Genomic DNA, 20275 nt, shown 5'->3' with positions numbered 1-20275 from the left:
AATCCTAGGAACGAATAACGTATCCTGTACCCCGAACCGTTTGAATGTAGCTCTTTTCACCAGGTCGGTCAATTTTATTCCGTAAATAACGAATATAAACATCAACCACGTTAGTTTCAACCTTAGAATCGTAGCCCCAAACTTTACTCAGTAGTTCTTTCCGTGACATTACAACATTAATGTTTTCCATTAGGATCAGAAGAAGTTCATATTCTCGCTTAGTAAGGTTGATTACCTCATCGCCACGACGAACAACCCGATTCTCCTTTTCAATTGTTAAATCCTTATATTGGACAGTCGTCTGGTGTTCCTTGTTGCTGCTATCTTCAATATTGATTCGCCGTAACAAAGCACGAACACGGGCCAAAAGTTCTTCGATTGCAAATGGCTTTACAATGTAATCATCTGCACCATGGTCAAAGCCAGATACCCGATCGATCACGGAGTCCCGAGCAGTCATGATAATAATTGGTGTATTCTTTAATTCACGAACCCGTCGAGCAACTTCTATCCCGTTTAACTCTGGCAACATTAAATCAAGTAAAATTAGATCAAAGTCCTGGTTGAGAGCTGCTTGTAGTCCTGCACGACCGTCTAATTCAACATCAGTCTCATAACCTTCGTGCTTAAGCTCCATTTCAACAAACTTTGCTAAGTTTTCTTCATCCTCAATAATTAAAATTCGACTCATTGCTTTCACCTACACAATTAATTCTTATTTCGTACATTAATAAAACACAATAATTTTATCACAATTCTCTAATAAACCCCAGCCTTAATATGATGATGTTTGAAGTAATTCTCACGTAATAAATTAAATTTTAAAAATAAAAAAAGACCCTTTAAGGTCCGGCGCCTAGAAAAGGATCTTTCTTAATATTGATGTTAGTTGTTAGTATCAACAACTTGCTTGCCATCGTAGTAGCCACAATTTGGACATACCATGTGTGACTTGCGAAGTTCACCGCAGTTTGGGCAAGGTGCAAGACCAGGTACACTCAACTTAATGTGACCCCGACGCATACGCTTCTTAGTCTTTGAAGTCTTCCGTGCTGGAACAGCCATGTTTGACACCTCCTAAGAAATTAATTATCCACAAATGGTTGTTAACCGTCCGCTACTTTTTTTCATCCTGATCAGGAAATAGTTTTTTCAACTTAGCGAGACGTGGATCAACTTTTTTAGCATTCTGCTGATTAGCTTTATAGTCATCTTCAGTGATAACTTCCCAGCCTTTCCCGTTTGGTAATGACTTACCATCACGTTCATCATCAGAAAGAACTCGTAGCGGGATCTGCTCAACAATGTTTTCGGCCACGGCTTCATCAAAATCAATCTTTTCACCGTGCTTTAAGACAAAGACAATCGCATCATTATCCTCATCATCTTCATAACGAGAAAGGTGTGCAGGATCATCTACATATGTCTCAGTAAACGAAAAATCAAGCGGCAATGCTACGGGTGTTAATGATCGACTAGAAGGCACAGTTACCGTTGTCTGTACATGAGTACTAATGGTAACATCCCCCTGATCATAACTAACATATCCATCAACCTTAACTGGTTGAACAGCCAAGATGGTGTCCGGAAATGATGTTGTTAAGATCTGGTTTAAATCGAGGGTTGTCTGAATGTGTAGCGGTTCATCTGAATAACGATGTAACTCTACTATTGACCATTTCATCGTATTAACCTCCTAATGCAACAAGCACAATTATACTAGTCACAAATTTGCTTGTCAATGTTTTATCCTTGACACTTTTAATTCCCTTTGCGAACAATAATTGGTGCATGTTTAACGTCTTGTTCCACGTCCGTAAACATTTGATATAGTTTTCCTGCCCGGTAGTCTAAATTAACTAAACCATCATGTTCGTCCTGTCCAATCTTAGTTAACAAAGGATACTCCACCTGCTTTTTAACCTGGTGTAAGTATTCTTGTCCTCGTTCTGTAAATCCCAAAACATGAAGATATGGATGAACATTGGCCTGAGCTATTTGAGAATTTGTAATTTCCATCACAGCATATAAGCATACACGGAGTAACCGTGAATAAGTATATCGTTTTGTTTTTACGTGATGAATAAAACCTGAGAATGTCAATTCCCGTTCTGCAGCCTCACGATAACGATATTCTAATCCTTCAGCCATTTGATAAATCTGGTGAAGACTTTCTACTGGAGTTTGGATTAGAAAATTTCTTAATAACGGGTATAGTTGCTCCCAGTTTGGCAGTTTCCTTAATTTGGCTAGTGCAGTCACAGTTGCTGCAGGCGCAACCTGATCAATTGCCTCATGAAGTTCAACTGCTCTGCGAATTGCACTCGCACTAGCAATTGTGCCAGTGATTCTTTGATCATGATACTGACTCCCTAAACGATTAATTGGGTGAAGGGCAATCGGGTAACTATTTTCAAGTGCCGCTTTGTAATAAGCAAATGCCAGAATATCATTTGGATCTGTCAACTGATGCCCTGTTAATTCATTTAATTGTTGGTTAAATTGCGTTGCATAGGTTGCGTTAAATTGCTCAAAGGACTCCTCATTAAAGTGTTGTTCTGCCATGACCAGTTTTGAAAAATCCCACGATGGGTGTTCTGCACCAAAAACCACATCGGGTACCTGTAAATCATTTAGTAATTGTAGTGCTCCCGCTGCAAAACGGTGAGAAGGCTGAACAGCCATAAAAATAGGCAATTCTACTACTAGATCAACCCCATTTTTCAACGCTGCTCGTGTTCGCTGCCATTTATCAAGAATTGCCGGCTCTCCACGTTGAGTAAAATTACCACTCATCACCGCAATTACTACATCAGCATTCGTAATTTTTTTTGCCTGCTCAATATGGTAAATGTGCCCATTGTGAAACGGGTTATACTCGGTAACCAACCCCACTGCATGCATCTTAGTTCTTATTTCTGACATCTAAAGAACCACCGCTCATCCTTATCAGTTACTTTATTTTGCCCAAAGTTACTGTAAACTTCAACCTGTTTAAAACCAGCCTGATCTAACGCTGCTTTCAATTCTGCCAACTGGTAAGCTCGTTCAAAGTGAGTTTCTCCAACTCGTTGATACTCACCATTACTTAATTGATTGAAGAAAGCTAACTCATGAATTACCCCATGATTAACCTCATCATCCATAAAACTTCGCCACATAAATGCATGGCGGTGATCCTCGTCTTCATAGTTATACATATAGCCAGGATAGACAACATCAGTTTTATAGGGGCTTATCATATCAAATAAAAACATACCATCAGTGGTTAAATGCTCATAAACTTGTCGAAAAGTCATCTGTACATCAGTTAAGTCATCTAGGTAATTCAGCGAATCAGCATAGCATGTTACCAAATTATACTGCGGTAAATTAGTGAGGTCCCGCATGTCAGCCTCAATAATTTTCAAATTAACTCCTGCCTCATCAGCATGTTGACTTGCAAGACTTAACATTTCAGAAGAAAAATCGGCAACCGTAACATCATAGTGACGTTGAGCTAACATTACAGCAAGGCGACCAGCGCCACCAGCAAGCTCTAAGCACTTACTTCCCGTAGCAGCTCGTCCGTAATTCAAGGTAAAATCAAGCCAGCGCTTATACAGCTCCTGGTCAAATAATTGATCGTAAAGTTGGGCAAAGCTCTGGTAAATCATTAATCATTAACCCATTTGCTAATATTAACCATTGGTGCATCTGACCATAACTTCTCAAGGTTATAAAAAGCCCGCGTTTCTTCACGGAAAACGTGAACAACCACGTCACCAAGATCAATTAGTACCCATTGAGCATGATTTTTTCCTTCGACGCTTCCAATATTAACTTTTTCTTCATGAGCTTTTTCGATAATCGCGTTGGCAATTGCTTGTACTTGACGGTCAGAGCCACCAGTCATAATCACAAAGTAATCTGCCATTGGACTAATTTGGTTGACTTTCAAAGCAACAATATCCTCAGCCCGACGACCGTCACCGGCTTTAACTGCCATTTCTAATAGTTGTTTACTATCCATCTAGTTTATCTTCCTTTCATATTTTGGTACCCAAGCATTATAGGTTTCAATTGTCTTTGGGTAAACGGGTTTATTATTTGCAATCAAATATTGAAGAGTATGTTTAGTCTGATATGCAACCCCAGCACCAAGATCATCAGCAGTAATTTTTCGTGCTGTTTGAACTCCATCAAAATCACGTGCTGGTTCAATATAGTCTGCCATATAAATTACTTGTTCTAGCTTACTCATTATTGCAGCCCCAGTAGTATGATGCCGAACCGCATTTAGAATATCCTCATCCCAAATACCGAGCTCGTCTTTTAACAACTCAGCCCCAACAACACCGTGCCAAATTGCATTCCCGTAGTTTAATAATTCTGGTGACATTTTTTTATCCTTAATTACTTGGATAAAAACATCATCCGGGCGTTGCTTTGCATAATCATGACAGAGTCCAGCAATACTTGCCTTTTCTGGATCAACACCATTAGTCTTTGCCAATTTAATTGCTGTTTTCTCAACTCGCAGCACATGATTAAATCGTTTAGGACGCAATGCCAAATGCAGGCGTTCTACTAATTCATCCCGAGTTAATGGAATATAGTGTTTTTGATATTTAATTTGCTCTTCACTCATGATAAAGTTGGTGCTCCTTTATATATTGTGCAACCTTTTCTGGAACCATGTACCTAATTGACTGCCCCGTCGAAATTCGATGACGAATATCAGTTGAACTAAAAGCAACTAGCGGGACATCAACCCAAATTACCGGATAGTTGGTTTCATTTTTGGCCCCCTGGCGACGAACCCCCACAAAATGAAAGCGGGGTAGCTTTACCAGGTCATTAATTCGGTGCCATTTTGGCAAGTAATCCACCATATCGCCACCAATGATAAAGTAATATTCCGTTAGCGGGTTCTGTTCTAACAATTGTTTCATTGTGTCATAAGTATAACTGACTCCGCCACGTTTTAGCTCTGCCATTTCAATCCCAAAACGACTATTATCACTAGTTGCTAACTTTAGCATAGCAACCCGATCTTGAGCATCAATAGCACCTTTATGATCAATATGCGGAGGAATAAAATCCGGCATAAAATCAACCCGGTTTAAACACAATAAAGTTTGAACCTGATCCGCCACTAGTAAATGAGCATTATGAACTGGATTAAACGTTCCGCCATATAGCCCGATCCGTTGACGCTTCTGATTAGGGGCAAGTTGGGGTTGCGGTTTAGTAATTGTTTTCGTACTTGTTAAAACTCCACACTGTTGCAAAAAGCTTCACCTCAACTAGATCTTCTTTACCCGTGATGATAATTCCCGAGCATCCTTGTTTGCAGATACCTTAAAAAGAACTAGTACCCGACCAATTATTTGGACAACTTGAATTTCCGTTTGACTTTCAATGAAATGCTGAACCTCTTTAGGCGTCACATCAGAGTTTTGAAGAATATTAACCTTGATTAATTCTCGACGATCTAATGCCCCATCCAATTGATCAACCCAATTTTGAGTCAATCCTTCCTTACCAACCGCAAAAATTGGTTGAAGATGATTAGCTTGTGCTCTTAAAAAACGTTTTTGCTTTCCTCTTAATTTCATTCTGTACCTCTTCTTAAATCATTGCTCGCCGTACTAAACTTGAAACACCTTTTGGAACCCAGGCAGCAACAGTGGTCCCTGCTGGAACGGTAATCCAACCCAAGCCTTCAAAAACAACATCACTCTTCTCAGATAAGTGAAACTCTTGACGCTCTAACGGTGGAAATTCCTTTAATTCGTCCTTCGTTGGTGGTGTTAATAATTCACCAAGATGCTTTTCATAAAAACGATCAGCATTGCCTAGCTTAGTTCGATGAAGGGGAAGGTTATTGTCAAAGTAAGCAATGATTCCTGCGTGATGCCCTGTTAAGTAATCAAAACGCGCTACGCCACCAATAAAGATTGTCTGCTCCGGATCCAATTGGTAAGTCCGTGGCTTAATTTCTTTTTGTGGTGAAACGTACTTTAGATCCTTAGCTGATAAAACATGAGCCATTTGATGCTGGTGAATAATTCCTGGGGTATCGATTAACTGATGACCATCATCAAGCGGAATTTCAATTTTATCTAAGGTTGTTCCCGGAAATTTAGACGTTGTGATAAGTTCTTTAATCCCTGTTTGCCGTTTAATTATTTGGTTAACCAGCGTTGATTTACCAACGTTAGTTACCCCAACAAAATAGACATCTCGTCCTTGACGATACTTATCAATTACTTCTAACAAGTAATCAATTTGATGGTTCTTTTTTGCAGATACAAGAACCGTATCAATTGGCCGTAACCCAGCTAAATTAGCCTGTTGGCGTAACCAATCACGGAGTTTTGGACGTCTTAACGAACGGGGTAACAAGTCTTCTTTATTACCGACTAGCAAAACTGGATTTGAACCAACAAAACGATGCAATCCCGGAATTATGCTACCGTTAAAGTCAAAAATATCAACAACATAAACGATTAGCGCATCATCATTCCGAATTTGACTAAGAAGACGAAGAAAATCATCATCACTTAAGGAAACTGGAGCAATTTCATTATAATGGCGGAGTCTAAAACACCGTTGACAATATAGTTCATTGTTCTTCAATCCCTTTTCAAGCGCTGATTGAGGAGTATAGCCAGGTTCTTTGGGATCAGTCGTTTGAATCTTTGCTCCACAACCAATACATCTTAAATCATCACGATTTTGTTGTTCTTCAGTCATTCAAATCCTCCTGCCATTTTAAATTCGGGTAATGCCGACGCAGTTCACGCCAGACATACTTTTCTATCAACCGATTCATTCTGGTGGTCCACTTATCAGTTTGAAGGATTGGCTTAACCAGGATGCTGCGAACCCCAGCTTGGTGGGCAGCTAGCATATCCGTCATTAGCTGATCCCCAACCATTACCACCTCATTTTTAGCTAAGCCTAGCTTTTTACGTGCCCGGGTAATCCCAAAACTTAGCGGTTTTAAGGAACGTGACATGAATGGTAGTTTTAAATTAGCAACAGCTTTGGCAACCCGTTTCTTGTTATTATTGGAAATAACGATTAACGGAATTCCTGCTTCCTTTAGTTCTGCCATCCATTGATGTAATTCCGGTGTTCCCTCCGGATTATTCCAAGCGATCAAAGTATTGTCTAAATCACTAAAAACAGCACGAATGCCATGAGCCTTTAATTGTTCAGGAGAAACTGAATAAATACTCTTTACCATCCATGTTGGTTTAAACTCTTCTAACAAAGTTATACCTCTCAAATAATTACTATTATTCTAATTATAACGATTGTTGCTTCCAACCGCTACTCTTAACGGTCTAATTAATCTGGGAAAATAAAAAAGCAACGATCCACTGGCTGCTCACCAATGACCGTTGCTTCATTTAAGGACTCTTAGTTAAGAGCCTTCTTTGCTTCGTCAACGATAGCCTTGAATGCTTCAGCATCGTTAACAGCCAAGTCAGCTAACATCTTCCGGTTAATGTCAATGTTAGCTAACTTCAAGCCATGCATTAACTTGCTGTAGCTAATATCGTTCATGCGTGCAGCAGCGTTAATCCGGGCAATCCAAAGTTCACGGAACTTACGCTTATTAACCTTCCGGTCACGGAAAGCATAAGTGTAGCTCTTCATTACTTGATCCTTAGCAGTCTTAAAAAGACGGTGCTTTGAACCACGGTAACCCTTTGCTAATTTCATAATGCGCTTACGACGTGCGCGCGTAACAGTTCCACCTTTAACTCGCATGTTGAATTCCTCCTACGTGTTTTTCTTATTTCGAACGAAGTTTACTTAAATGGGAGTAACTTCTTGTAACGTTTTACGTTGGACTTGTCCATCATGCTCAAGCCACGTAATTGTCGACGTTGCTTCTTGGTCTTACCGTGGAAACGGTGACTGGTGAATGAATTACCACTCTTGAATCCACCATTAGCAGTACGCTTAAAACGCTTTGCAGCGGCACGGTTAGTCTTCATCTTTGGCATAAGAAAAATTCCCTACTTTCTTAAATTAGTTTTTTGCTTTATCAGCAGCTGGGGCAAGAGTTAAGAAAATACTCCGCCCTTCCATCTTTGGTCGTTGTACAACTGTTGCAATGTCCTCAGTTTCTTTGGCCATTCTTTCAATCATGTCACGACCGATATCCTTATGGGTGATAGCACGACCACGGAATCGTAAGGAAACGCGAACTTTATCGCCCTTTTCAATAAATTTACGAACACGCTTTAGTTTGACATTAAAGTCATTCGTATCGATTGAAGGACTCAACCGAATTTCCTTAACCGTTACAGTCTTTTGCTTCTTTCGAGCTTCACGCTCTTTCTTTTGCATTTCGTAACGGTACTTTCCGTAATCCATGATCCGGGCAACAGCTGGTCGAGCCTTTGGGGCAACCAGAACCAAATCAAGGTTAGCATCTTCAGCTAATTGTAACGCCTCGCGCTTTGACTTAATTCCTAACTGTTCGCCATCTTGACCAATTAGCCGTACTTCACGAGCACGAATACCGTTATTGACAATCATATCTTGAGCTATGGCAACGCACCTCCAATTTTATTAGCGAAAGATCAAGCAAAAAGCGGGGTGTATTCCACACCCCGCTAATAATAAACAATACTATTATTGTTCTTATTTAACTCGTCAGCCCGGCAATCCTTATCACCTAGGCGAGAAGCGGGTGCTCCTGCTTTTTCTTTCAACGTTATCTAGGATACTAAAGCGATCATTCAATGTCAAGGGAAAGCATTAAATATTTCTATCATTTATCACGAAGATTGGCACCGGCCATTTCATATTGACGAGAAAGAAACTTGATCCGTTCCATAATTCGACTTGCCTTAACCGGCTCCTCTTCTCCCTTTACATTTACCGTCAAGTGACCTTGAAGCTCGTCCATTGAGAAGTTGGAACTAAAGAATGTTGGAAGCTCTTCTTGCATTCGGTATTCCAAGATAACACCTAGAATATCATCTCTGGCCCAAGTGGTCATCGCATCAGCACCAATATCATCAAGTACTAATACTGGGGCCTTCTTTACCGCATCAAGTTTTGAGCCTATATTATTCGTCTTAATCGAATTACGCATCTCAACAACAAAGCTTGGGAAGTGCATCATCGTTGTTGCAACACCCTTTTGTTGGGCTAATTCATTGGCAATTGCTCCCAAAAGATAAGTCTTTCCAACACCAAATCGACCGTAAAGATATAATCCGGGATGAAATTCATTTGGAGAGTATTGATCAACAAAATCAAGCGCTGCATTTAAAGCAATATTTCGTGTTTCTGTTTGGTACGGTTCTTCAGTATAAAAATGGTCAAAGGAGGCGCCATGAATAAACTTAGGCATATTAATTGAAGAAACCAGTTGCTTAATATGTGCTTGCCGTTGTTGCTCAATCAGTTTTTTGGTTGGCACATAAGTTACGTCAATTTGTCCCGCATTAACAATTAATTGCGGAGAATAGCCTGGTGCTACCGTAGCCGTTCCCTTACTGATTAATTGCTTTTCATGAAAGTATTCATAAAGCTTAGCTTCGCCTCGCTCAATTGCTTGTGGTGAAAGTTTTTGAGCATTATTCTTCAGGAAGGCGGCAACTTCCGGATCATTCAGGACCTGATTAATCATTTGCTCATAAGCAGAACCAAAATTTTGGCTTTTCATAATCTCTTTCATTGTTTTACTCAATGATTTCATTTACTTTCATCCCCTTCAGAACCGACCGATTTCTTTCGCCTTGCTAACCGCTGACGAAGCCGATCTAATTGTTCTGGTGTTGACTTCTTGATTTGCTGTTCATCCTCATTAGCCCATGCTGGCATCTTTTCACGAACAGTGGTGGTTCGCTGGCGGTAATAGTTTGCGTGGCGACTAGTACGTTTCTGGGCTTTTTTATCGTTAAACTCATGGATATGGGCAAGCGCTTCTTCAGCGGTCGCCACTCCTGCACGCATCCAGTTATTAGCAATAGCATTCACATAATTCGCTTGCAGTGTTGGCCGTTTAAGCGAAGCAATCACATACCATGAAAGAATATTAACAACTCCAGCATCTAGTTGCTGTTCCTGAATTAGGCTCCGAATAATTGCCCGTTCTCCTGAAGTCACGAAGCCACCCATCTGTTGTTTTAACTGTTGAAGAAATGTAACCGGTGCATAGTACTTACATGTTTCAATTAACTGCTGTTCTTCCTGCGAAAGTGTAGTTTTACTTTTTTCTTCACTAACTTTTTCTTTGACAGGTTGTTTAGCATCTACCCGGTATTTCCCAGCTATAATTTGTTTAAGTCGCTGTGGACGAATTTTACTTGTTGTCAAATCAGTTGATTGAGTAATCAGTCGGGCCATTGTTGGCTCATCAATCCCATAAAGCTGGTGCTCAACTTCTATTAAGTCACGGTTACTACTCAGATCTTTTTCGGTGATGGGCTGATTTTTCAAGAATTGCACTAGCGTCGGCCAGTCAAAATCAACATTAACTAACTCTCCTTTTGCCTTCTTCTCACTAACTATTTTTTCACGAGTAGTGGTAATTTCTGTCGGCAAACGTGTAATCCGCTGATCATCAACATGAAAAGCATCAAAGAAGTTATGGGTAATTTCTTTGAGTGCTGCTGGGTGACCTACTAAGGTAAAACGATTAGCAAACTCACCAAGCTCCTTAAAGCGCGCCTCACCAACAGCCTCTAACAACAGAATACTAAGGAGATTATCATCAATAAACTCAGCTGGTGTAAGCGTTGGCTGAAGTTCATAAACGAATAAATCACCAAGCTGATCAGTTTGGGTAAAAGTCCGCAGCATTCCCGTGGCTTCCAATCGTTGAATACCTTCTTCAGCTGTCTGCTGTCCCGCATTAAGCTGAACTAGCAATTGAGACTGGAGGCGCCGGTCACTAATTGCTGGTTTTTCGTTTAATTGCGTTCTCAAGGCATGAAACATCGCAAATGCAGCGGTTCCTAATATTGGTTGATAAAAAAGTTCAAAAACATCTTCATTGAAATTCGACCATTGGTGGCTAGCAGTAACAATATATCCAGCCCCTGGATCAAATATTGATTTGCTTTTAGTCATTATGGCCTCGTTCCCCTTTACTTCTTATTATTTTTCATCATGGATTCCAACTCGTTCATAAACGCATCAACATCCTTGAATTGACGGTAAACACTTGCAAAACGAATGTAGGCAATTTCGTCAACATCTTTTAATTCTTGCATGACAAATTTACCGATTACCTGACTGGAAACCTCATTTTCGCCAAGGCTACGAACCTCTTTTTCAATTTTATCAGTTACTTTTGTTAGCCGTTCCATGCTAACAGGACGTTTTTCCGCTGATCTAACAATCCCGTTTAAAATCTTTTGACGACTAAATTCTTGTCGTGTTCCGTCTTTCTTTATCACTAATAATGGAGTTTCTTCATACCGTTCAAAAGTGGTAAAACGGAAACCACAGTGAATGCATTCCCGACGTCGTCTAATAAAAGTGCCATCTTCACTTGGCCGACTATCAACAACACGCGAACCGTTTTTATGACAGTGTGGACAACGCATCTGGCCTTCCTCCTTGCTTACTATTAAATAGTTTTCATTTTATCATAACCTATTATTATGCATCTGATCAATTAATCCAGCAACTTGGCGCTTTAATTCTTCCTTACTCCCGTTATTATCAATTACAATATCAGCCAATCGTTTTTTCTCTGCTAATGGCATCTGAGAGTCAATACGCTGCTCTGCCTCAGCTTGCGAATAACCATTTCGTTTCATCAGCCGTTGAACCTGAATTTGATGATCAGTAGCAACAACTACAACCAGGTCGCATTCATCAGCATAGTTTTCCTCAAACAGGAGCGGGGCATCTAAAATGACATACGGGATTTGTTGCTTTTGGTAGTTCTTTACCTGTCGCCAAATCTCATCACGAATCAGTGGCTGCATTACCATATTCAACTTAGCTAGTTTAGTTTGATCACTGAAGACAAGGGAACCCAGTGCCTGTCGATTTAACGTCTGGTCAGCATTCAGAATTCCACTACCAAACACTGCTGTCAACCGTTCTAATCCTTTTGAATGTGCCGTTTGCAGCTGACGAACAAGTTGATCCGCGTCAATTACCGGATACCCGCTCAGCCTTAGCAAAGTACTAACGGTTGATTTACCAGTTGCAATTCCACCGGTTAGTCCAATTAACTTAGTCATTTTCACTCTCCAATAGCGGTTGGCAATGTGGACAAAATGTGGTTCCCCGTTGATTAACTTTTATTTTCACCATTTTGGTACCACATCGCGGACAGAGATCGCCACCATGACCATATGCGTTTAACTGCTCCTGAAATGCTCCAGCATCGCCAAACGCATTCTTAAAGGTATGAACAGTTGTCCCTTTGTATTCAATTGCCCTTGATAATTCTTGAATAATGTTGTCATGCAGAGTTTGAATCTGCTTATCAGTAAGGGTATTAGCCGGTTGTTCAGGATTAATTTTGCTCATCCAAAGGACTTCATCAACATAAATATTTCCTAAACCAGCAATGTGTCGCTGATTAAGTAAAAAAGGCTTTATTTTCCCGCGGCTCCGTTGCAAAATTCTCTTAAAATAATCAATCTTAAAATCAGCCGCAGTCGGCTCGGGACCAATTGTCTTTAACCCGCCAACAGTCATCTCATCCCCTGTTTTTACCAGTGTCATCCGGCCGAATTTTCGGGTATCGCGATAGCAGAGTTCTGTGCCGTCAGTAAATTTAAAAACAACGTGGGTATGCTTATCAATTGGAGCATCGACTGGCTGTGTGTAATAGCTGCCCTCCATTCGCAAATGTGAAACCATTGTTAAGTGATTGCTAAAACGAAAAAGAAGGTATTTGCCACGACGGTCAACAGTTTCGATCGTCTGACCAATCAACGACTGCCGAAATTGTTCAACATCATTAGTGATTGTCTTACCATAGTGAACATCAATCCCATTGATCTTCCGCCCTGCAGCGATCTTTAATAATCCACGACGAACCGTTTCAACTTCTGGTAATTCTGGCATTTGAGTTTCCTCCCCAAATTATTTCTTCAAATCATACCACGTGTCGCCATATTTACTATCGACCTTTAACGGAACAGACAGCTTAACCGCTGAATCCATTACATCAGGAACCAGTTTACTCAATACTGGGATCTCTTCTTTTGGCGCTTCAAAAACCAATTCGTCATGAATTTGGAGAAGCATCTTAGCCTTTAACTGACGCTTTTCTAATTCATCCTGCATCTTAATCATTGCAATTTTAATGATATCTGCTGCACTTCCCTGAATTGGCGTATTCATAGCAGTTCGTTCAGCAAATGAACGCCGACTAAAGCTCTTTGAGTTAATATCCGGCAAGTAGCGGCGACGATGAGTTATCGTTTCAACATAACCATTCTGCCGTGCAAATTCGATCGTGTCATGGATATAATCTTTGACCTTTGGAAATTCCTTAAAGTAATTTTGAATAAATTCGTGAGCTTGACTTCGGCTAACGTGAATTCGTTGGGCTAACCCATAGTCACTAATTCCATAAACAATTCCAAAATTAACCGCTTTTGCCCGACGACGCATATTACGGTCGATTTCTTGGTCCGGTTTCAAATGGAAAATCCGACGAGCCGTGCTGGCATGAATATCTTCACCGTTCTTAAAATCTTCTTGAAGGTTATGATCACCTGTAATATGAGCAAGAACCCGCAATTCAACCTGTGAATAATCAGAAGAGAATATCTGCCAGCCCTCATGACTCGGAACAAACGCCTGGCGAATAAGCCGTCCTTCTGGTAATCGTACTGGGATATTCTGTAAATTAGGATCAACCGATGACAAGCGTCCTGTTTGAGTTAACGTTTGTAGGTAACGGGTATGAATCTTTTGATCACTCGAATGAATAACCTTTAGTAGCCCCTTAATATACGTCGATTGAAGCTTTGAGATCTGGCGATATTGAAGAATGTTTTCAACGATCGGTGCCTGAGGGGCTAATTTTTCGAGAACATCAACAGCTGTTGAATACCCCGTCTTCGTTTTCTTAATAACAGGCAACTTTAGCTTTTCAAAGAGAATTTTACCAAGCTGTTTAGTGGAATTAATATTAAACTCTTCACCAGCTTCTTGATAAATCTGTTCCTCAATCTCCGTTAACCGTTCAGTTAACTTGCTCCCCATATTTTTTAACGTTTGTGCGTCAACATGAACACCAGTAATTTCCATTTTGGCTAAAACATGAGTTAATGGTAATTCAATATCGGTATAAAGAGGTAACTGTTCATTCTTTTCTAACTGCTCAAATAGCTGGGGACGTAATTGCTCAATTGCCCGTGCTTTATTGGCAAGGTGCTGGAAGAATAGCTGATCGTCATCAGGAATTGTCCTCTTAGCTCCCTTTCCATAAACCTCTTCATCCGTTTGCACATCGTCATACCCATGCTCATGAGCTAATTTTCCCAGATCATTGCTATTATCATTGGTATTTAAAAGATAGGATGCCAAAAGAAGATCAAAATCAATTCCGTCAAGGGAAATTCCTAATCGATTTAAGCCAACAATCTGCGCTTTAGCATTAAAAACATCCTTTTTAATCTTAGAATTAGTTAGCCAGTTTTGGACTTCAGGCGCCTTCAGTAACTCAGGATCACGACTTACTAACCATTGCTCATCATTACCCAAAGCAAAGCCGGCAAATGGCGAGGTATGGTAGTTAGGATCTGGCATCTCTAAATAAAAGCTTCCCCGATCACCTAATTTAGCAATAAGATCCAGGTTGTCAGCAGTTAATTCCGTATACTTAATCGGCGCAATTTCGGGTTCCTGATCATCTGGCGAAACAGCCATTTTCTTCAAGAATGACTGAAAGTCCATCTTCTGGTAGAAATCAATTAACTTTTCTGTTTGTGGGCCATGATATTCAAGATCGGCTAGCTTAACTTCAATTGGTGCATCACGCAGAATCGTAGCTAACGTCTTGCATTGCCGGGCAATCTCCTCCTCTTCTACTAGATGCTCCTTCATCTTGCTCTTTTTCAATTCATCAATATTTTCATAAATACCTTCGACAGAGCCAAATTGTTTTACCAGCTTAATGGCAGTCTTTTCCCCGATTTTAGTAACCCCAGGATAATTATCAGAGGTATCACCCATCAAGGCCTTCATATCGATAATTTGAGCCGGTGTGATCCCAAGTTTTTCTTGAACATGTTCTGGCGTATAATGTTCAGTGTCGGTAACTCCCTTGTGGGTAACTGCTACCGTAGTGTGCTCACTGGCGAGTTGAGTTAAATCACGATCACCTGTAACAATCAATGTCTCATAGCCAGCGGCATCGCCTTCTTTAGCAAGAGTTCCAATAATATCGTCAGCTTCATAACCCTTTAATTCATAACTATGTAGTCCAGAATCTTTTACTAGTTCACGAACATACGGAAGTTGCTCGGTTAATTCTTCGGGAGTCTTGCTTCGACCACCCTTGTAGTCACCGTACATTTTAGTTCGAAAAGTAACCTTACCAGCATCAAAAGCTACTAATGCTGCATCCGGATGAAAGTTTTCTAAAACATGATCAAGCATCAATTTGAAGCCATAAATAGCTGCCGTATGTAAGCCATCTTTGTTAGTGAACTTATCAATCTGGTTGTGCATCGCAAAAAATGCCCGAAAAACAATGCTGTTACCATCAATTAATAATAGTTGCTTTGCCATTTAATTACCGCTCCTTCTCTTATTCTTAATAATTGTACCAAAGATTGGAAGGCTCCGTTAGTTTCCTGTTCACGAATTTAATGAGATCGTTAGAGGTTTATCATCAGTTAAAGAAGGGATCTTTTGAACAAATTACTTAATACCCATCACGTCGAAGAAGCACGGCTGTTTGCCATCGTCATGACTTTTTGCGGTGGCTTTCTCGATGCATTTACCTATATTCAATGTGGTCATACGCTTGCCGCAGCACAAACTGGAAATATCGTGTTTCTCGCCGCAGCATTAGTTAATCATAACGTTATTGGAATTATTGACCGGTGTGGCGCAATCATCCTCTACGTTCTTGGTATTATCGTTGCCATTACCTTCCAGGCTCATATCAAATACTGGCGAATCTTCTGTCTTTTCCCAATCCTAATCATTGGCGGATTTGTGGGCGCTATGCCTGAAAACTTTCCTACATATCTTTCAGTTGGTCTGGTTTCCTTTGGGCTTGCTTTACTAAATACCGCCTTCAGTAAAATTGAGGGGCTCGGTTATAGCAGTGTTTTTACTACCGGTAACATTAAAAAATCAGTGGTTTTCGGTACTGAATACATCTACCATCATCGTCAACAAGACTTAAAAATTGCTGTCAATTACTTCATCGTCGTTTTAGCATTTACCCTTGGTGCAATTTCATCGGCAATCATTCAGCCGTTTTCCCGGATGAAAACGATTTGGGTTGCAGTCGCAATTATTCTTTTAACTGATATATTTTATTATTATCAAAAAGTCCATGAATCTAATTAAAATAACTACTAAAAAAGGAAGTCAGGAAAAAGCAAATTGCTTTTTCCTGACTTCCTTTTGCTTAATTTCGATCACTCATTCCGAAAATTTGAAGAAGTGAAATGAAGAGGTTAACAAAGTCTAAGTACAATTGAAGTGCACCTAAAACTGCTAATCCAGTCACTGAAACTTGATCACCATGATTAACATAAATCTGCTTCATTTTCTGTGCATCCCAGCCAGTTAACACTGTAAAAATAATTACTGCGATGAAAGAGAAAATGTAAGCAATCGCAGGACTTTGCAGGAACATGTTAATAATGTAAGCAATGATCAAAGCAATTAGTGCTGCCATTGCATGTGATCCAAACTTAGTTAAGTCCCGTTTAGTTACGGTCCCGTAAATTGCCATTACAATAAAGATTACTGATGATGAAACAAAAGCTGAAGCAATGCTTGCACCAGTATAAACACCGGCAATCAATGCAAACTCAACACCATAAATGATTGATATCAGCATCAGCATTACAAAAGCACCAACAGGATTTCTGGTAGCACTGAAACTAATTCCCATTGATAAGGCAATTGGCAACAGTAAGATAAGCCAGATCATTGCTGGATGGGCGCCAAAGTAACCGAAAACTTCACGACGAAATGTGTTCATCGTTAAATAGGCGGAGAATGCAGAAACCAAAATTGCAACCACCATGTTACCGTACATCCGCGTCAAGAACCGATTCAATCCAGCAGAATCGGTAACAATCCGGCGATCCGGTTGTTCAGAAAAGTTATTCATTTATATCATTCCTTTTAATTTGACTTTCTCTGACCTTTACAAAATAATAACAAATCTAATAGCAGTCTTCAACTTTCCAACTACTTGTTCAGTAGCTCTTTATACTTATCTTCATATTTTTCAATATCTCCGGCACCCATGAAGACAATCACAGCATCATGATAATGAAGGAGTTTAGTCATCGTATCCATATCAATTCCTTCACTATCAGGAATCTTTGCTTCAAGGTCTTCACTTGAAACATGGCCAGCTTGCTCACGAATAGAACCAAAGATTGGCGTAACAAAAACCTTATCTGCCTTTCTTAATGATTCTGCAAAGCCATCAATATAAGCTGCTAAACGTGAGTAAGTATGTGGTTGGAAAACAGCGATCACTTGGCGATCCGGATACTTTTGCCGAGCTGCATCAATGGTTGCCTTAATTTCGCTTGGGTGGTGAGCATAGTCATCAATCAATGTTTCGTCGGCAATGTCGGTCTCGCTAAACCGCCGCTTAACACCAGTAAAGTTTGCCAATTCACGTTTAATATCAGCCATATCGACATGTTCCATGTAAGCAACGGCAATTACTGCTAAGCTGTTAAGAACGCTATGTTCACCATAAAGATGAATGGTAAACGTTCCTAATTTTTGGTCTTTAAAGTAAGCATCATAGGTCGAACCAGCTGGTGTTCGTTGAATATTTTCTGCACGGAAATCGTCCTTGTCATTTGTTCCGTAGTAGTATACAGGAACATCAACATCGAGCTTCCGAAGATTCTCATCATCACCCCAAGCAAAGATCGCTTTTTTAACTTGCTTTCCGTACGTTTCAAAGGAATTGCGAACATCATCAATATCCTTAAAAAAGTCAGGGTGATCAAAATCAATATTCGTCATGATGGCATAGTCAGGATGATATGCTAAGAAGTGGTCACGGTATTCATCCGCTTCAAATACAAAGAAGCGGTCCTTAGCATTTCCCTTACCAACACCATCACCTATTAAGTAGCTAGTAGGTTCAACACCGTCAAGAACATGAGCCAAGAGGGCTGTTGTACTGGTCTTACCGTGCGCACCAGCAATCCCAATACTGGTATGGCTAGCGACTTCGTTTTCTACCGCTTCAGGGTAGCTCATAACCGTTAAGCCAAGCTCATGAGCCTTCTTTACTTCTGGATGATCTTCACCAAAAGCATTTCCTTGAATAACAATCATCCCCGGCTTCAAGTTGGCCGGATCAAACGGTAAAATCTTAATACCATTCTTCAATAATGGTCCCTGAGTAAAGGTTTCTTTTTCGATGTCTGAACCTAAAACCTCATTTCCCTTATCATGAAGAATTCGGGCGAGTGATGCCATCCCTGTTCCTTTAATTCCAATAAAATAGTAAGTTTTCTTATCCATCAGTCTGGTTCCTTTCACAAATAATTGTCAAATTAGCAGTCTAGTTTTGGGCTGGGAAGTAAGTATTGGCCCGTTCAAAGTCAACTGCCTCACCAGTTTCCTGCCAATCATCAGGAATTATCCATAGCCCTTTCTTATCAGGAGCATTTTTTAAACGAAGCTCGCGAAAACCGCAAAGCATCCCTTCACTTTTGACTCCCATTAATTCACCAGGCCAGATAATTTTACCGCTCGGCATCATTGCACCAGGACGTGCTGCAACAACTTTAATATGCTCTTTAACGTTAGGGGATCCACAAACAATTTGAACAGTCTTGCCGTCTTCTACTCGTGTTTGGGTAATTTTAAGGTGATCTGACTTAGGATGATCCTCAATTTTTTCAACATAACCAACAACAAACTTAGGTGTATGGTCAGCCGTTAATTCATCAGTAAAACCTGCTTGAGTCAATACCTTATTTAACTTAGCAACCTGTTCATCGCTTAAAAATACTTGTCCCCGTTCACTCTTCAACTCTGGCAACACTTCACTCGCATTAAAGAAGTTATAGCCAAGAAGGCTTCCATCTTTAGCAGCAGTAATTTGTGTAACGTTGCCCTTAGAATTTACAATCTGGTCAGCTACATCAGGGCCAGTAATAACAACTAAAACATCACCCATCTCTTGAGGGTTATAACTAGAAATTAACATCAGATTTTCCTTTCTCCATCAAAATAACAATGAAGGGAATCGTGATTAACAATTCACCGACCCCTTCATTCTTTTTACCGTTTACCATTTTACTTCAAATCATTTAAAAAATCTTCTACTTGTTGCTTAGTTTTTCGATCTTTGTTCACAAAGCGACCAATTTCTTTGCCATCACTGTAAACAACAAAGCTAGGAATACCAAAAATATTTAATTCAGCAGCAAGGTCAATGTTCTCATCACGATCGACCTCAATGAAGGTGTATTCTGGAAAATCTTTTTCAATCTCTGGCATTGCCGGCTTAATAAAATGACAGTCGGGACACCACCCAGCATCAAAAAATAGGACGTATTTCCCCTTACTAATCTTTTCTAATAACTGATCTTCTTGCATTTGCGGTAATTTTTCCATGTTTTTACCTCCATGATAAATCTGAAATAATTATATCATTATGCTATCACATTAGCTCTTAATTAGCTTTTTCTATCCGTTAATGTTAAAATTAACATTATTAATTTTGATACTAACTGACAAAGGAAGCAATTAATTAAATGAATGATTCTAATAATTCACTCAATCCTTGGTTATTACCAGTAACACTCGGTGCATCTGGGGTGGTTGGGTTCCTTGCTGGAAAGTTGTTTGGTCAACGACGAATTTCAGCTGACCAAATTCTCAAAATGATTCGCGATGATTTCAAGCGTGAGGGAGAAGTTACCGGTAGTTGGATTAACCAACGGCGGATCCCCTATCAACGTTTCGCAGTTAAAACCGAAGCCTACGAAGGCGGTGTTACCCGTTTAGAAGATGATCAGCCAGTTGATTATCAATTTATTGCTGACGCAAAAACAGGGAGTCTTCTTTCATTAAAACGGGTTGAGCGATCATTGAACAACCC

26 protein-coding genes and 1 other annotated feature are annotated in these 20275 nt (G+C 40.1%); of the genes, 2 read left to right on the top strand and 24 right to left on the bottom strand.

Annotated features, from left to right (window positions below):
• Positions 1–4: 4 nt before the first annotated feature.
• The 20 genes from HMPREF0549_RS05565 to polA form a co-directional block, all read right to left on the bottom strand.
• On the bottom strand, positions 5–691 hold the full coding sequence (locus HMPREF0549_RS05565; RefSeq protein WP_003717285.1) for a response regulator transcription factor: 687 nt from the start codon (positions 689–691) through the stop codon (positions 5–7).
• Positions 692–885: 194 nt separating this feature from the next.
• Entirely contained in the window at positions 886–1065 is a 180-nt protein-coding gene (gene rpmF / locus HMPREF0549_RS05560; RefSeq protein WP_003717284.1) for a 50S ribosomal protein L32, read from the bottom strand.
• Positions 1066–1117: 52 nt separating this feature from the next.
• A complete protein-coding gene (locus tag HMPREF0549_RS05555) occupies positions 1118–1684 on the bottom strand; it encodes a YceD family protein (protein ID WP_003717283.1) in 567 nt (188 codons plus the stop codon).
• A 77-nt stretch (positions 1685–1761) separates the two neighbouring features.
• Positions 1762–2904: a nucleotidyltransferase gene (locus HMPREF0549_RS05550; RefSeq protein WP_040531490.1), complete on the bottom strand. Its 1143-nt coding sequence runs from the start codon at positions 2902–2904 to the stop codon at positions 1762–1764.
• An 8-nt stretch (positions 2905–2912) separates the two neighbouring features.
• Positions 2913–3656, bottom strand: a complete 744-nt coding sequence (locus tag HMPREF0549_RS05545; protein ID WP_003717281.1) for a class I SAM-dependent DNA methyltransferase — start codon at positions 3654–3656, stop codon at positions 2913–2915.
• The gene (gene rsfS / locus HMPREF0549_RS05540) at positions 3656–4012 is read right to left on the bottom strand and encodes a ribosome silencing factor (protein ID WP_003717280.1); all 357 of its coding nucleotides are present in this window, start codon (positions 4010–4012) and stop codon (positions 3656–3658) included. The genes HMPREF0549_RS05545 and rsfS overlap by 1 nt, the downstream gene beginning before the upstream one ends.
• A complete protein-coding gene (yqeK, locus tag HMPREF0549_RS05535) occupies positions 4013–4630 on the bottom strand; it encodes a bis(5'-nucleosyl)-tetraphosphatase (symmetrical) YqeK (RefSeq protein WP_003717279.1) in 618 nt (205 codons plus the stop codon).
• Entirely contained in the window at positions 4623–5273 is a 651-nt protein-coding gene (locus HMPREF0549_RS05530; protein ID WP_003717278.1) for a nicotinate-nucleotide adenylyltransferase, read from the bottom strand. Before HMPREF0549_RS05530 ends, yqeK begins: the two co-directional genes overlap by 8 nt.
• A 15-nt stretch (positions 5274–5288) precedes the next feature.
• Positions 5289–5600 carry a ribosome assembly RNA-binding protein YhbY gene (gene yhbY / locus HMPREF0549_RS05525; RefSeq protein ID WP_003717277.1) on the bottom strand — a complete coding sequence of 104 codons (312 nt, stop codon included), beginning with the start codon at positions 5598–5600 and terminating at the stop codon, positions 5289–5291.
• Between the two features lie 13 nt (positions 5601–5613).
• Positions 5614–6741 (bottom strand): ribosome biogenesis GTPase YqeH, encoded by a 1128-nt coding sequence (gene yqeH / locus HMPREF0549_RS05520; RefSeq protein WP_003717276.1) that lies wholly within the window; start codon positions 6739–6741, stop codon positions 5614–5616.
• A complete protein-coding gene (locus tag HMPREF0549_RS05515; RefSeq protein ID WP_040531383.1) occupies positions 6734–7264 on the bottom strand; it encodes a YqeG family HAD IIIA-type phosphatase in 531 nt (176 codons plus the stop codon). Before HMPREF0549_RS05515 ends, yqeH begins: the two co-directional genes overlap by 8 nt.
• A gap of 149 nt (positions 7265–7413) precedes the next feature.
• Entirely contained in the window at positions 7414–7767 is a 354-nt protein-coding gene (gene rplT / locus HMPREF0549_RS05510) for a 50S ribosomal protein L20 (protein WP_003717274.1), read from the bottom strand.
• A gap of 41 nt (positions 7768–7808) precedes the next feature.
• Positions 7809–8006: a 50S ribosomal protein L35 gene (rpmI, locus tag HMPREF0549_RS05505; protein WP_003715352.1), complete on the bottom strand. Its 198-nt coding sequence runs from the start codon at positions 8004–8006 to the stop codon at positions 7809–7811.
• Between the two features lie 25 nt (positions 8007–8031).
• Positions 8032–8544, bottom strand: a complete 513-nt coding sequence (infC, locus tag HMPREF0549_RS05500; RefSeq protein ID WP_003717273.1) for a translation initiation factor IF-3 — start codon at positions 8542–8544, stop codon at positions 8032–8034.
• A 41-nt stretch (positions 8545–8585) separates the two neighbouring features.
• Positions 8586–8716: a sequence feature (ribosomal protein L20 leader region), on the bottom strand.
• A 63-nt stretch (positions 8717–8779) separates the two neighbouring features.
• On the bottom strand, positions 8780–9715 hold the full coding sequence (dnaI, locus tag HMPREF0549_RS05495) for a primosomal protein DnaI (protein WP_003717272.1): 936 nt from the start codon (positions 9713–9715) through the stop codon (positions 8780–8782).
• Positions 9712–11091: a replication initiation and membrane attachment family protein gene (locus tag HMPREF0549_RS05490; protein ID WP_003717271.1), complete on the bottom strand. Its 1380-nt coding sequence runs from the start codon at positions 11089–11091 to the stop codon at positions 9712–9714. Before HMPREF0549_RS05490 ends, dnaI begins: the two co-directional genes overlap by 4 nt.
• 17 nt (positions 11092–11108) lie before the next feature.
• Positions 11109–11570, bottom strand: coding sequence for a transcriptional regulator NrdR (gene nrdR / locus HMPREF0549_RS05485; protein ID WP_040531378.1), 462 nt, complete (start codon positions 11568–11570; stop codon positions 11109–11111).
• Positions 11571–11612: 42 nt separating this feature from the next.
• The gene (gene coaE, locus HMPREF0549_RS05480; RefSeq protein WP_003717269.1) at positions 11613–12218 is read right to left on the bottom strand and encodes a dephospho-CoA kinase; all 606 of its coding nucleotides are present in this window, start codon (positions 12216–12218) and stop codon (positions 11613–11615) included.
• A complete protein-coding gene (gene mutM / locus HMPREF0549_RS05475) occupies positions 12211–13053 on the bottom strand; it encodes a DNA-formamidopyrimidine glycosylase (RefSeq protein WP_003717268.1) in 843 nt (280 codons plus the stop codon). Before mutM ends, coaE begins: the two co-directional genes overlap by 8 nt.
• Before the next feature lie 18 nt (positions 13054–13071).
• The gene (gene polA / locus HMPREF0549_RS05470; protein WP_003717267.1) at positions 13072–15732 is read right to left on the bottom strand and encodes a DNA polymerase I; all 2661 of its coding nucleotides are present in this window, start codon (positions 15730–15732) and stop codon (positions 13072–13074) included.
• Positions 15733–15855: 123 nt separating this feature from the next.
• On the opposite strand from polA, the gene HMPREF0549_RS05465 reads away from it, so the two are divergent.
• A complete protein-coding gene (locus tag HMPREF0549_RS05465; protein WP_003717266.1) occupies positions 15856–16524 on the top strand; it encodes a YoaK family protein in 669 nt (222 codons plus the stop codon).
• A gap of 61 nt (positions 16525–16585) precedes the next feature.
• On the opposite strand, the gene HMPREF0549_RS05460 is transcribed toward HMPREF0549_RS05465, so the two are convergent.
• The 4 genes from HMPREF0549_RS05460 to HMPREF0549_RS05445 all read right to left on the bottom strand — a co-directional run bounded on the left by HMPREF0549_RS05460 (position 16586) and on the right by HMPREF0549_RS05445 (position 19788).
• Positions 16586–17299: a Bax inhibitor-1/YccA family protein gene (locus HMPREF0549_RS05460; RefSeq protein ID WP_003717265.1), complete on the bottom strand. Its 714-nt coding sequence runs from the start codon at positions 17297–17299 to the stop codon at positions 16586–16588.
• Positions 17300–17379: 80 nt separating this feature from the next.
• Complete coding sequence (gene murC, locus HMPREF0549_RS05455; protein ID WP_003717264.1) at positions 17380–18687, bottom strand: UDP-N-acetylmuramate--L-alanine ligase; 1308 nt, start codon at positions 18685–18687, stop codon at positions 17380–17382.
• A 40-nt stretch (positions 18688–18727) separates the two neighbouring features.
• A complete protein-coding gene (gene ytpR, locus HMPREF0549_RS05450) occupies positions 18728–19378 on the bottom strand; it encodes a YtpR family tRNA-binding protein (protein ID WP_003717263.1) in 651 nt (216 codons plus the stop codon).
• An 89-nt stretch (positions 19379–19467) separates the two neighbouring features.
• Positions 19468–19788: a thioredoxin family protein gene (locus HMPREF0549_RS05445; protein WP_003717262.1), complete on the bottom strand. Its 321-nt coding sequence runs from the start codon at positions 19786–19788 to the stop codon at positions 19468–19470.
• A 140-nt stretch (positions 19789–19928) separates the two neighbouring features.
• Between HMPREF0549_RS05445 and HMPREF0549_RS05440 the strand changes: the two genes are divergently transcribed.
• Positions 19929–20275, top strand: a 347-nt coding sequence (locus HMPREF0549_RS05440; RefSeq protein ID WP_003717261.1) for a PepSY domain-containing protein, incomplete at its 3' end; no start/stop codon positions are given.

Origin of the sequence: Limosilactobacillus vaginalis DSM 5837 = ATCC 49540 (genome assembly GCF_000159435.1) — a bacterium.
GTDB lineage: Bacteria > Bacillota > Bacilli > Lactobacillales > Lactobacillaceae > Limosilactobacillus > Limosilactobacillus vaginalis.
This window is presented reverse-complemented; position numbering and strand designations above follow the sequence as displayed.